Source organism: Cyclobacterium sp. 10D3-21 (genome assembly GCF_055809755.1).
This window is the reverse complement of the sequence record NZ_CM147924.1, coordinates 491246-505256: the sequence shown is the minus strand read 5'-3', so window position 1 is coordinate 505256 and position 14011 is coordinate 491246. Positions and strand designations below refer to the sequence as shown.

At 37.0% G+C, this 14011-nt stretch carries 12 protein-coding genes; 11 read left to right on the top strand and 1 reads right to left on the bottom strand.

The window, feature by feature from the left end:
* Nucleotides 1-76: 76 nt before the first annotated feature.
* The 4 genes from AC0L7T_RS02315 to AC0L7T_RS02300 all read left to right on the top strand — a co-directional run bounded on the left by AC0L7T_RS02315 (nt 77) and on the right by AC0L7T_RS02300 (nt 5001).
* Nucleotides 77-466, top strand: a complete 390-nt coding sequence (locus AC0L7T_RS02315; RefSeq protein ID WP_473340865.1) for a VOC family protein — start codon at nt 77-79, stop codon at nt 464-466.
* 845 nt (nt 467-1311) lie between these two features.
* Nucleotides 1312-2796 (top strand): BNR-4 repeat-containing protein, encoded by a 1485-nt coding sequence (locus tag AC0L7T_RS02310; RefSeq protein ID WP_473340864.1) that lies wholly within the window; start codon nt 1312-1314, stop codon nt 2794-2796.
* 490 nt (nt 2797-3286) lie between these two features.
* Nucleotides 3287-3673: an OmpH/Skp family outer membrane protein gene (locus AC0L7T_RS02305; RefSeq protein WP_473340863.1), complete on the top strand. Its 387-nt coding sequence runs from the start codon at nt 3287-3289 to the stop codon at nt 3671-3673.
* Nucleotides 3674-3813: 140 nt separating this feature from the next.
* Nucleotides 3814-5001, top strand: coding sequence for a hypothetical protein (locus AC0L7T_RS02300; RefSeq protein WP_473340862.1), 1188 nt, complete (start codon nt 3814-3816; stop codon nt 4999-5001).
* A gap of 131 nt (nt 5002-5132) precedes the next feature.
* On the opposite strand, the gene AC0L7T_RS02295 is transcribed toward AC0L7T_RS02300, so the two are convergent.
* On the bottom strand, nt 5133-6392 hold the full coding sequence (locus AC0L7T_RS02295) for an agmatine deiminase family protein (RefSeq protein ID WP_473340861.1): 1260 nt from the start codon (nt 6390-6392) through the stop codon (nt 5133-5135).
* A 489-nt stretch (nt 6393-6881) separates the two neighbouring features.
* Between AC0L7T_RS02295 and AC0L7T_RS02290 the strand changes: the two genes are divergently transcribed.
* The 7 genes from AC0L7T_RS02290 to AC0L7T_RS02260 all read left to right on the top strand — a co-directional run bounded on the left by AC0L7T_RS02290 (nt 6882) and on the right by AC0L7T_RS02260 (nt 13696).
* A complete protein-coding gene (locus AC0L7T_RS02290; RefSeq protein WP_473340860.1) occupies nt 6882-7463 on the top strand; it encodes a Crp/Fnr family transcriptional regulator in 582 nt (193 codons plus the stop codon).
* 82 nt (nt 7464-7545) lie between these two features.
* Nucleotides 7546-8436: an MBL fold metallo-hydrolase gene (locus AC0L7T_RS02285; RefSeq protein WP_473340859.1), complete on the top strand. Its 891-nt coding sequence runs from the start codon at nt 7546-7548 to the stop codon at nt 8434-8436.
* Between the two features lie 67 nt (nt 8437-8503).
* A complete protein-coding gene (locus tag AC0L7T_RS02280; protein ID WP_473340858.1) occupies nt 8504-8893 on the top strand; it encodes a nuclear transport factor 2 family protein in 390 nt (129 codons plus the stop codon).
* 664 nt (nt 8894-9557) lie between these two features.
* Entirely contained in the window at nt 9558-9794 is a 237-nt protein-coding gene (locus AC0L7T_RS02275) for a DUF4160 domain-containing protein (protein WP_473340857.1), read from the top strand.
* Complete coding sequence (locus AC0L7T_RS02270) at nt 9791-10312, top strand: helix-turn-helix domain-containing protein (RefSeq protein ID WP_473340856.1); 522 nt, start codon at nt 9791-9793, stop codon at nt 10310-10312. Before AC0L7T_RS02275 ends, AC0L7T_RS02270 begins: the two co-directional genes overlap by 4 nt.
* A gap of 727 nt (nt 10313-11039) precedes the next feature.
* Complete coding sequence (locus AC0L7T_RS02265; RefSeq protein WP_473340855.1) at nt 11040-11651, top strand: acyltransferase; 612 nt, start codon at nt 11040-11042, stop codon at nt 11649-11651.
* Between the two features lie 491 nt (nt 11652-12142).
* Nucleotides 12143-13696 carry an outer membrane protein assembly factor BamB family protein gene (locus AC0L7T_RS02260; RefSeq protein WP_473340854.1) on the top strand — a complete coding sequence of 518 codons (1554 nt, stop codon included), beginning with the start codon at nt 12143-12145 and terminating at the stop codon, nt 13694-13696.
* The last annotated feature ends 315 nt before the right edge of the window (nt 13697-14011 follow it).

Genomic DNA, 14011 nt, shown 5'->3' with positions numbered 1-14011 from the left:
ACACATAACAGTTAATTAGATTTCGACTGAAAAATAGAACAAGAAAGCATTGGTAATTCAATTATTTAAGGGAACAATGAAAGACATCAAATTTAATGGCGGAATTAATATCGCAATAAAAATCCCCAAATGTAAATATCAGGAAACTGTGAAGTTTTATAAAGAAATCCTGAAATTGGAAGTGACCGAAAAAAAAATAAAAAACCCAACAGTTTCTAAAACTCACGAAGTGAAATTTGGCAATAATATTATCTGGTTGGATTGCGTGGACAATTATACACATTCGGAAACTTGGCTGGAGCTGAAAACGCAAAATGTAGAAAAGGCAACAAAATATTTGAAATCCAACGGAATTGAAACTTGCGATGAATTGGAGCAAATACCAAAAGAAAACCACTGGATAATGGACCCGGCAGGAAGTGTATTTATAATCGGAAAAGACAATTCGGATTATTCACTCGATTGAAAAAAGCAACCATTTTATAACCATGCATTTGAAGGCTTGAACCCTTAGCCACCCTTCGACAGGCTCAGGGACCGTGCTCAGGGTCCGCATCAGTACATTGGGTATTAGTGTTACTATGGGGAATGGTTTTCCCTGTTTTGTTTTTTTAACGTTGGTTGATTGAAAAAGTAGGTGGTTATAGGCTGTACCTTCGCGTTATTTTGTTTTTTTGGGAGACTAAGCCCGCTTTTCTGATGGTTTAAGCATGAGATTCAGGCTGTTTTTTCCATTAAGACCTACCTACCCCATTAAGCTATCTGGTACTCATTGTTTTGCTTTCTGATTTTGTTAAGCCCGTTGGCTGGTAGTCCTTTTTGGTCTAAGCATGCCACAATATGCAGTTCTCCCCTTTTGCAACAAGTACAATTTCTGAGCAGAGAAGCTGTTGTTTTCCACACTTTTAATGGTTATCAATTTACAGAGCCTTAGGAGCCGTAAATCAAAGCCTATCGTATTTTAACCCAAAATTTGCAATAGACCTTCCTTTAAGTGATGAAATCACTTAAAAATCAGTCACCTCGTTGCGATTTTCGACTTCACCATAGCGATGCTATGACTCAGTTTCCAAGTAGCCTGATTTTCTTGTGATTACAACCCTTCCCGTAAACACGGGAAATCCTATTGCATAATCCGGGTTTAACAGACTTTTTCAATGAAAATTATTTTTTTTTTCATAGCTTAAAGTGTTAAATATTAACGGTACTTCTAATGTGTAAATCCCGGTATTAACTGCTGGCTTCCTTCCTTATTAGAATTTGTTCAATGAAGATATGTATCAAATAACTCAAAATAGACTATAATAAATTATGGAAGTCATTAAAAAGACAATCCTTATATCATTCTGGTTGGTTTTAGGGCTTAATTCGGTAAAAGCACAAAGCGATATTTACGGTGAAGCCAGATTGATAAATAAGCAAGCTGAAGGGTACAAAGGAATTTGGTATTATATCAATACTGCCGGACAGGCAGGAAAGGTCACCAACCAGTACAAGTATAAATATAGCGGGGGGCTGGGAACTTATGGTGCTACGCAATACCCTTTCTCAGTTTATGTGGAAGAAGTTAACAAAACCTTTTTCTGCTACGGTGGAACCGACCAAAGTGGAAAAACGCTGCTACACATGGTCTCCTATTTTGATCACAAAACAGGACAAGTACCTCGTCCAACCATAGTTCTCGACAAAGCCACCGAGGATGCCCATGACAACCCCGTGCTACAAGTGGACAAAGAGGGTTACATATGGCTTTTTTCGACCGCCCACGGAGTCGAACGGCCTGCTTTTATTCATAGGAGTGTAAAACCCTACGACATTTCAAAATTTGAGTTGATGCCAGCTACCAAAACTGTGGATGGCAAAAAAGTGCCCCTGAACAACTTTTCTTACATGCAAATATACTACTCTGATTCAGAGGGTTTTATTGGACTTTTCACACATTATGAACAAATTGGTGGTCGTGTAATTTCCTGGATGAAGAGTGAAGACGGAATAAATTGGTCTGAGTGGAAAGACTTGTCCCTATTGGGGAGTGGGCACTACCAAACAAGTGCCAATCAGGGAAAGCGAATCGGTACTACCTTCATGTACCACCCCGACAGAAAAGTAAGAGGCGGTTTGGACTTCCGAACCAACCTGTATTATCTTCAGTCGGATGATTTTGGGAAAACCTGGAAAACTGTCGACGGTTCCGCTATAGATTTGCCACTTACTGAGGTATCCAATAAGGCTTTGATACACGATTATGACACAGAAGATCGTAATGTTTATATTGATGATTTAAATTTCGATAAACAAGGAAGACCCATCATCCTGTACAAAACAAGTAACGGCCCCTTACCGGGACCCGTTCATGGCCCCAGAATGTGGCATACTGCCTGGTGGAATGGGAGACAGTGGGAAATCCAATATTTCACTCCAGCAGGAAATAACTATGATGGAGGTTCCATCTATGTAGATGAGGATGGAAGCTGGAGAGTAATCGCCCCCACAGCAATGGGACCACAAGATTACAATACTGGCGGGGAAATGGAAATGTGGGACAGCAAAAACCAGGGTAAAACCTGGACAAAACTGAAAATGTTAACCTGGAATAGCAAGTACAATCATAGTTATGCCAGGCGTCCTGTAGATGTGAATCCCGACTTCTACGCTTTCTGGGCAGACGGACACGGGCGCGAACCTTCAGAATCAAGATTATATTTCTGTGATAGGGAGGGCAATGTTTACCGTCTTCCTCAACAAATGGATGGTGATTTTGCCAAACCTGAATTGTATACGTTTAACATGAAATAAACACTAAAACTTCCCTTTTGCAGCAAGTACAATTTATGAGCAGGGAAACTGTTTTACCCAGAAATTGATGAGTCAGAAAACACATTTAGAATCCTTTATAATTTTGAATTTACTTCCTTAAAGGTGACATGAGGTTTACAAAATTATTATTAGAATTATGTTTTACCACAATAAGGATGTTTGGAACGAAGTAGATTATGCTTTGATCGATATTGAAAGTGCAATTAAATTAGCTTGGATTGAAGAACCAATTTTATTCATGCTGCTAAAATTATAACACCTCTTGGCGGACAAGCTAATTTAGAACCACAAGTGACATCTGAATCCAATAAAAATGTATATTTAACCAAACTCAAAAACTTAAAAGACCTATGCTTCAATTTAAACTATCCTTTGCAGTCATTGGATTTTGGCTCTTAACAGCAACATCTATCAATGCCCAATCTTTTGCCTATGTAAATTCTTCAGAAATTTTGGCCGAACACCGGCTTTGGAACAAGCAGAAAGAAATTTGGAGGCGTTTCAGAAACAGCTTCAAGAAAGAGGTCAGGTTATGGTGGAAATTTTTCAAACTAAGGTTGCCGACTTGGAAGATAAAATTGCGAAAGGTGAAATAACTCCGGTTGAAAAGCAAAACCAATCCGAACTCCTCCAAAAAGAACAAGAGAATATTGGAAAATTCGAGCAGGAAATGGTATCTACCCTACAGGATAAACGCAATGAGCTCATAAAACCAATTTATGACCGAATAAATGAAGCGATTAAATTAGTAGCCCAAGAACAGGGTTATAATGCCATTTTTGACCAACAGAGTCTACTATTTGCAGGAGAAAGTATTGATGTTACAGCAATGGTGAAAGCCAAACTTGGTATTTGATATTATAATAGTCTGTTTAACGATTCAATATTGACCAAGTTTAAGCCCTTAGGTGTATATTAGCCCTCCTACAAAATCTTTTGTGGCAAATCTCCAAATATTTTTTAATAGCTTAATTTTGTTGCCAACTTATAACAATCATGAAACCAAAAAGTACTTTGCCCTATTTCCTGGCCCTTATTTGTGTTCTGCTATTCAGTCATCAGACCTATTCTCAAGAAACAAAAACCCCTGAACTTTATCTAGCCCCTATTTATAAGGTTGATTATGGGGATGCCACGGCAGACAAACCCCAATCAAAATCCTGGACCAATAAATATGGTGAATGGCTAATAGTAGGTGATAAAGACGGACCTAAACTATTGAAAAAAGAGGCTTTAGGATGGACCAGTCAATCGAAGGTTAACCAAGCATTAAAGGGTTTACCACCCAGGGCTGATGTATTGAGCAAAGGCGATGAGACGCATATGGTCTTGGTAGACGAGTGTGCCTTGACAGTAGTTAAATTAACTTATGTTCCCGCTACCAAGCAATACGAACATCAGTGGAAGGTTAATCTTCCCATTCCAAAGTACTGTAACGCTATAGAGACGGCAACCATTACCCAAGATTCAAAAAATCAATTTTGGGTTAGTGCTGATATGAATGAAAATATAATGGTTTGGCATTCGCTAAACGCACAGGATTGGTCCGAGCCCTTTACGCTTGCGGATGACATTAACGCCGATGACATCTCATTAATAGTTGGGCTAAAAGGACAAGTATCTGTGATTTGGTCTAACCAAAACACGCAATCTATTATTGAGAGAATTCACCATGATGGAGATGCCTTTGATCAATGGTCACAACCTATAATTGTTCAACAGGGAGACAATAACGCAGACGATCACTTAAATGCTACGGTGTTTGAAAATGGAGAGATGATTTTGGTCACGAAGAACAGTGTGGACAATATGAATCAACCGCAATTTGTATTGCGAGAAAGGGATAGCAAGGGCAAATGGACCAACATTCCGTATGAGAACCTAACCCAACAAAGAAGCCCTAGCCGCCCTATAATTAACCATGTGGCATCAGGGGAGATTTTTGAAATACATGCGGTGAGAAATCGGGAAGACAATCGGTATTTTATTTCTGTAAATGAAATAATTAAGGAGAATGACCGCTGGCAGTTTAGAGAATTAATTCAACTTAAAACCGATATCCAGGGAAAAAATGGAGATGTTACTTCAAGCAAGTCTCGTTTTTTACCGGATGAACCTAAACTTATATTTTTCTCTGATGAAATGGGCAATATTTATTCTTTTGACCTCGATACTTTATTGTAAGTTTACCGCTAATTTCTTTGAATAATAATGGGACATTTTTGAAAAAATAGGGCTGTTTTTTCTACAGAGAATGTAAGAAAGACAATGAGATGAAGAATCCTGGAGGATTGGGTATCTTTAAGGATGCCAGTTTATCCTTTCAATCTTTTAAGGGCCTTATTGATTTTAAACCTGAGCTTGGATCCTTGATTTACTTTAGGCTTATGCATGGTAATACAGTGCAGTCCACCACCATTGTAATTAAGTTCAGTAGCATTGAGCACCACCACTTGTCTGCTTTTAAAAACTTCCTGAAAAGCTTTTCTAGCCTCTTCATCCTTTTGCCGGATAAAATCAGGATCACCCGGATTGTAATAGGCGGGTATCACCACCAAATTATTGGTTAAGACAAAGTTTAAATAGCTGGTAACGGGCGTATAAAAGATTGGCTGGCCGTTATAGTTTCCCTGATCAAAAATAATAGGTGCCTGGGGTACCCTGATGATCTTAAAAGGTTTTCCATCCTGATCCCTTGCAGTTTTCAGGATCTGATAGCTTTCTTCCAACCTATCATGCACCACCTGGTAAAATGGATCCAAAGAAAGAGCTGCCGGGTCTACCTCAGCCAGCAAGATGGTTTGGAAATCCGCAAAGCGGCAGAATTCATCCACATGCCAATGAACGCCATTGCCATAAATATTGTCAATCACTGGTCCATTATCAAACAAATCGTCTTGCGGAATGCCCTTTTTAAGCCAGATGACGTTTTTTTGATTCAGCCGTTGTTTGTATTCGTTCTCAATTTCTTCCAGGCTAAAGTCTGGGTTAATGTATTTTTCATGTCCTTCGATTAGAATAATGGTTCCCCTGCCATTGATCTCCCTACCTCCTCCGGCACTGTACAACCTGCTCTTCATGAAAGGGATTCTCATTTTGGCTGCATACTGCTCATTGAAGAGATTGTATTCCTGGTTTTCTTCATGGTGGTATTGAAAATTAACCATTTCCTCCTGCCCTTCCTCATCCTGCATTAATATTGGGCCGAAATCCCTGATCCAGATATTGTCCTTTTCCAATTTAAAAGGGGTCAAGGTGATATTTTTTAAATTAATATCGCTTTGCTCAAATAAATATTGCAAATTTTCAGGCAAGTGATTGCTCTGGTTATAGAATAGCGTGACATGATCTACTTTGGAGATCTCCTGAATAAGCTTGAGGGTTATCTCCTGGAATTGGGGTGTCCAGCAGATAAAGGTGCTCTCTTGTGGGTCAAATTCGGCCACAGGATTGGCTGAAATTTTTACTTCAGGACTTAGTCTACAAGCATTGACAAAGAAAAAAATGCAAGACAGTAATACAAACAGACAGATACGCAAACCTTGCGTCCTTGTCAATCCGGCCGTGAATCTCATTTCAGGCCGATGCTTGATATCGTTTTTTATACATAAGCGAATAAACCGGTCTTACCCACCAGATTTCAGAAAGCAATTTACAATAAGATTCTGATTAATATCTGAATTTTATTGGTACTCGGGAGAGATTAGACATGTTCGAAAAAAACAACCCGCAAAAATCGTTATTCTTTGACCGCGGAATGCCTTTGCATCATCAGTAACCTATCTTTTCAAAATTGGTAAAGTCTTGCTTAAAAGAGCGTACCGTTAGGCCGATGTGTTAGCCTACCGACGTGTTTCAGGACAGGCTTTCTCTCTCTGGAATAATTTGGTATCTTCGAAAACAGATGCCCATGCTGGCACACACTATCGCTATAAGCAAGCGGGCAGACAGTGATAAAACAAAAAAACTATAAACTAACTTACGGCTAGGTTGAAAGAAAAGTGCTTTTAAAGCCCACCTTTTTATAGTCAGAACGTTGGGCGTAATGTAGACATCCCTCTAATATGACAGAGTTACTAAAACAAAACATACTAAACCATATTACTCTTTCAAATAAAGAGATAGAAAGTTTTTGCAACTTATTCAACAAAAATGAACTTCAGAAAAAACATTTCCTTATGCGTGAAGGGGAGATATGTAAGTTTGAAGGCTTTGTTACTAAAGGACTTTTTAGAATCTACCATATAGATAAAAATGGTTTTGAACAAGTACTCTATTTTGCTCAAGAAAATTGGTGGATTACGGACATAGACAGTTTTACCAATGAGAAACCATCACATCTTTATATACAGGCTCTAGAAAATAGTGAAGTATTGTTAATTTCAAAAAAAGATAAAGAGTTTGCTTATAATAACATTCCTAAAATAGAAAAACTGTTCAGAATCATGACTCAAAAAACACATATCGCGTTACAGCGAAGAATGATAGATAATTTGAGTAAAACAGCCGACCAACGGTATTCAGACTTTATTGAAAAATACCCTAAACTCTTTCAACGATTAACCAACGTTCAGATTTCCGCTTACTTGGGCATAAGCCATGAGTTTTTGAGTAAAATTAGAAGAAAAATTGCTGGTAAAAAATAGTTGAAAATTCACTTATTGAACTTGTTCAATGTTTTGTGGCAGGTAGTATCCCATCTTTGTAACATAATTTAAAACAAGCAAAATGAGATCGATTATTTCAACAGTATTATTAACAATTTTAATTTTATTCAAAATGGAAGCACATGCTCAAAATTTCAAAAAAATAGAAACAAACAAATTTAAATTTCAAATTTACAACGCCTCAGAAAATAGTTTTGGAGTTGCATCAGTAATTATTTCTGGCAAGCAAGATGCGGTATTAATAGATGCGCAATTTACTTTAGCAGATGCTGAAAAAGTTGCACAAGAAATAAAAAACTCTGGAAAAAAATTAACCACAATTTATGTTTCTCACGGAGACCCTGATTTTTATTTCGGGTTAGAAGTTTTCAAAAAATATTTCCCAGAAGTTACAGTTTATGCTTCGCCAGCAACAGTAGAGCACATTAAAGCAACAGCTCAAAAAAAATTAGAAGTTTGGGGAGAAAAATTAGGTGACAACATTACATCTAATGTTATTTTACCTCAGGTTCTAAAAGGAAATTCTATTGTTTTAGAAGGCGAAAAACTGGAAATCATTGGGTTAAAAGATTTTCCAAAAAGAACCTATGTATGGATTCCTTCCATTAAAACAGTTATAGGTGGTATTAATGTTTTTGGTACAACTTTTAATGTTTGGATGGCGGATGCCCAAACCACTGAGGTACGTAACAATTGGATCTCAATCCTAAATACAATAAGTGACTTAAAACCTGAAATAGTCATCCCAGCACACGCAAATACGAATTCAGATTTCACTATTGATGCGGTAAACCACACTAGAAATTATATTCAATTTTATGAAGATGCTTTAAAAAGCAATAAAACTTCAGAAGCGTTAATAGCAACTATAAAATCAAAATATCCAAATTTAACTTTTGAAACAGCCTTAATGCTAGGAGCGAAAGTGAACACAGGAGAAATGAAATGGTAAGACCTCCAATAATCATAAACTTGACAATGCTTTAAGTGTTGTCAAGTTGTTCTTTAAACCACATGCTATGACAAATTTAGAAATAATAAAAAGTACCTATGAAGGTAAAACTTCGGAAGAAAACGGCAAGAATTTAGCCAACCATGTTGCCGAGAATATCAGTTGGACAGAAGCCAAAGGCTTTCCCTATGCAGGCAAATATATTGGTTTAGAAAACGTTACTAAAAACGTTTTTAAGCGCTTGGGTAGCGAGTGGATTGATTATGAATTTACACCCGAAGGTTATATTGCAAATGAATGCAAAGTTGTTGCTTATGGCACTTATTCGGGAACATATAAAAAAACGAACAAGTATTTTGAAGCAAGGGTTGCCCATATTTGGAAACTAAACAATGGTAAGATTATCAGTTTTGAACAGTTTGTGGATAGTAAGGCGGTTGACGAAGCAATACGTTAAAATATTACGCCCAATTAGCTATCATTCTGACGGCTGGAAGCCATCGACACCCTTCGACAGGCTCAGGGAACATGCTCAGGAACCATGCCCGGAACCCACTTAGGGGATTTGGGATTACTTTGGGGAATGGTTTTCCCCCTTTGATATTAAAGCATTGAAAAATTGAAAAAGTAACGGTTCTTATTTGGTCCATGGGCTACAGTTCTCTTTTTTAATAGTTGGTACCTGTTAGATTAAGGGTTTTGGCGCGAATTTTAGGCAGTTTTTACACCAGATGCGTAATTGATAAGTCTATGCTTGCAGTTACCAGAAATGGTTATCGAGGTCCGGAGCCTTTTAAGCTGTAAATCAAAGCCTGGCACATTTTCACAGTTTTTTTCAATAGCTTAAAATGTTGAATATTAACGATAAGTCTACTGGAGGATAAAACAGCAATTACTGAATCCTGCCTACCTGGGCAGGACTCGTTCAACATCGTGCAAAAATCACTGCCTATTTTAGTTAAATCCTTAGGTCGTTACATTGATTACTTACTTATTTTGCCACAGAAAATACACCCAGGAATTCACACAACTATTGCTATACGAGACTATTACGGCCAAATTTAAGCATACTAGCGTTAATTATAATTGTATCTAATTAGATACTTTTTTATATTTGTGGAATGCCTACAATTGACAGGTTTGAAGGAATTAAAATCAATGTTTACAATGGGGACCACAGACCAGCGCACATCCATGTTTTATACAATGAATATGAGGTTTTATTGGTCATTGAAACATTTGAAGTTTATGCTGGAGATCTACCCTCAAAACAAATGAAGAAAGCAATGGATTGGTTAGCTGGTAATTCAGATTGGGCACTAGAAGTATTTTACGAACTAAACCCAAACTTGAGATGAGAAAAACGATTAAAATTCCAAGAATATTAAAGATTAACAAAATTGAAAATCATTCAATAAATGTAACTTTCAATAATGGGGAATCAAGAATAATAGATTTTAGGAAAGTATTGAAAACAATAGGAGTTGATGAAACATCACCTGCTTATATTCTTTATGAAGACGAGGAATTAAAAAAAGCTGTTTTAAGGAATAATACACTGTCTTTTGATAATGTTAACCAGTATATAACAATGAGAAATGGTCAGAAAGAAAAAGTGCCATTTGAAATTGGAGCTGATATTTTATTGAAACATAGTCTTCCTGAAAAGTCTGAAATAATGCTTCGAATAGGAAAACTTATACGAGAAGCAAGACGAAAGGCTGGTTTAACTCAACAAGAACTTGCAATAATGAGTGGAACTTCAAGAACGTATATTTCGAAAATTGAAAACGACAGGTCAGACATTGAGTTAGCAACTTTGAAAAAAATCATAGAAGTTGGACTTGGTCGACAATTAGAAATAAAAATTAAATAAATTTCCTGAAATAGAACTCAAGCTTTGAATAACCTACCCTAAAAACCAAGCATTCTGACGGCTGGAAGCCATCGACACCCTTCGGCAGGCTCAGGGAACATGCCCGGGATCCACTTAGGGGCCTTGGGATTTATGATTATTTTGGGGAATGGTTTTCCTCCTTTGATTTTAAAGCATTGAGAAATTGAAAAAGTAACGGTTCTTATTGGTCCATGGGCTACAGTTCCTTTTTTTATGAGGTGGTATCTGTTAGGTAATGGGTTATGGAGAAAATTTTAGGCTGTTTTTACACCAGACGCGTAATTGATAAGTCTATGCTGGCAGTTACCAGAAATGGTTATCGAGGTCCGGAGCCTTTAAAGCTGTAAATCAAAACCTGCCACATTTTCACATGTTTTTTTTCAATTGCTTAAAATGTTGAATATTAACGATAATTCTACTGGAGGATAAAACGGCAATTACTGAATCCTGCCTACCTGGGCAGGACTCGTTCAACATCGGTAAAGCAAATAAGGCATTCAGTGTTTACGAAAATTCAATGCTATTACCAACGCCGCCAAATCGTTAATTTGTTTATATTTAGGAAAGAAAATTTAACATAAATATTAAAAATTCTGCTTTTACTAATTCCGAAAAGTTGGTGTTTATTTATACCCTACGTTTCATCCACAACAACATTGGCAGTAATTAGCGCTTAAGGAAATACAACTTTAATTAAGTATAATCTATGCAAGAGAAGATTAGTCTACTAATGAAAATAAAAAAGGTTAAACTTCTACCTTTATTTATGGTGAGTAGAAAATTTTTAGTTTTTAGAAATTCAGAATTAGAATTAGCTAAAACTTCTAAAATAACGATAGAAAAGGGCTTTGAATTTAATGCAAAATGGACAAGAAATGACCCTTTTCCATCTATTCTTGCAATGAGAGAAAATTCAAAGCTGATAGTAAAAGGTTACTTTCAAATTTATTCAGGAAGCAGGGTTTATATAAACAATGGTGCAAGTTTAATCTTAGGAAGCGGATACATAAATAATAATTTTAATTTGTCATGCTTTGAGCGAATTGAAATTGGGAATAACGTTGCAATTTCTGAAAATGTTTGCATCAGAGATTCTGACAATCATACTATTTTGCCTTCAGGGCATAAAAATACTCAACCAATAAAAATAGGAAACCATGTTTGGATTGGAATGAATGTTACAATTTTAAAGGGGGTTACAATTGGAGATGGTTGTATAATAGCTGCTGGAGCCGTTGTAAATAAAAATATTCCTGGCAATTGTTTGGCTGGTGGAATTCCTGCAAAAATACTAAAACACAATGTAGAATGGGAGTAGGATTAAGCCCAATAACCAAGCATTCTGACGGCTGGCCCTTCGACACCCTTCGACAGGCTCAGGGGCCATGATCAGGGTTCACTTAGGTGACTGGTAATTGGGGTGACTTTTTGGAATGGTTTTCCCTTTTTGTTTTTTAAGCGTTGGAGGATGAAAAGTAGGTGCTTTTAGGTTGTTCTTTGGCCTTACTGAGGGCCGATTTTGTCGAAAGATGCTACAATATTAAGTTCTCCGGTTTTACAACGAGAGAAATTATAAGCCGGTTTTCCTCCTAATACTAATACTTATTTTTCTACGGACCTTTTTCAATGAAAGATTGCATTTTTTCATAGCTTAAAATGTTGAATATTATCGATAAGTCTAATGTGGGAAGAAACGGCAATAGCTGCCGGCTTCCTGCCTAAGCAGGGTTCGTTCAACAATGGGTAAAAATAATACGACTGATGGTTAACAGAATGAAAATATTTACTTTTAAAAATCAATAACCTAAAATGAAGAAAATAAATCTAATTTTTGCTTTATTATTTCTGACCTCACTTAATGGGTTTGCTCAAAAAGAGATTACGGTTTTAACAAACTCCACAGTTGTTGGGAAAAATTTGTTAACTGGTGAATCTATTCTGGCGAAAGAATATACGTTTCCTGAACGAGTCCACGACTTTGAAATAGACACCATCAATAATGATCTGATAATTCAACTTAGAGGCTTAAGAAAAGAAAAATGGCTTGCCAACAAGGGCAAAGTGATTAGGTATGATATTGACAACAACAAAGTACGATGGTTCAATAAAATTGCTTACCTGGTTGAGAGTATAGAACAATATGGAGGCTTTACCCTTCATACTACCGGAGGAAAGAGTTACTGTTTGGACAACCTTACTGGACAACAACTTTGGGAAGTAAAGAACTCACTGATCTTTGCCGATCCTGTTAATAAAATTGGAATTGGCTATAAAATCCAAGCGCTAAAAGGTAATGAAAACATACTAGAAGGTATTGACCTTACGAATGGGCAACCTATTTGGCAAAGAGAAATCAGTCGTGAATACAGCTGGAATGAGACATTTTATTTAAATGATTCAACCCTACTTATTGGTGCATCTGGACTCCATACCTTGAACATCTTTGATGGAACGGGCTGGGATTTCAATACTATTACGGGCAAAAAAGACTATACAGCTTCAGCGGTAGGAACTGGACTTGGAATTGCAGCTGGGGTATTAACAGGCATGTATTCAGTATCCACTGGTCACAATTTTGTTAGGGATGTGGTTTCAAATGTGTTAGTTGATAGTCTTAATATTTATCTCGCATCGAAGGAGCATTTGGCCAATCTCAGCAAAGAAGGAGAAGTGCTTTGGCAGAAACCTCTCCCAGGTGATTTAACAAGCAGGTCGTGGATTTTTCTTTCAGGTGAAAACATTGTGATGGTAAACAGAGGATATGCATACATGGGTAATCGTCAACTTGATTTTGGGAGACCTTTTATAGCCTCTTTTGACATAAAAACCGGGGAGCAAAAATATCTAGTCACCGTATCTGAGGAGAAAAAGGAGATCATCAAAGGACTGGATCAAACTGATGACGAATTACTCTTGGTATATAATGACCATGTATCAAAATACTCAATCAACAATGGACAACTGATTATTGATAAGCCATTCAATATCAAAGAGCAGGGAGAACTTAACTATTTCCTTGGTGACCAGGTTTTTGTCCAAAGAGATTCTTTATTTCTCCGTTTGCCCCAATTGGACCCTACCAAGCACTACCTGTATACCAAAAACGGAACCGTGTTAATCTTAAATTCGGACTTAGGAATAGAGAACAAGATTGAAGCTGAAGATTTGTACATCTACTATTTGAACAGGAATGATAAGAAGTTTATCGCTAAAGACAATCAAACTTATGTGATTGACACTGATGGAAATAAAATTGCTGAATTTTCAGCTACGAGCAAGTCAATTTTCTTAAACGGAAAACTCTATAATGCACAGGATATGAGTTTTTTAGAGATAAACCTAGAAAACATACTCAACGAATAAAGCAGCCTAATAAATGCTAAAAATGATTATGTGAACTGAGCACTTTAAAAGGTATTTGGAACAGAAACTCCCGCACATAAGGGATACCGATAAAATCGGCACAGGCTACCGACATGCTTCGGCACAGGTTTTCACCCTCTGAATAATTTGGTATCTTCGATATCAGATGATGCTGGGCACATACAACACCTAAGAAAACATGGAGCGAAAATTACTGCAATCTAGCAGAGTGCTTCGTAGTTAAGTATCGTCACGGTAGGCGGAAATTTGCACCGAAAATGCCCACGTTTCATAGCCAAACCACAAGCATACATT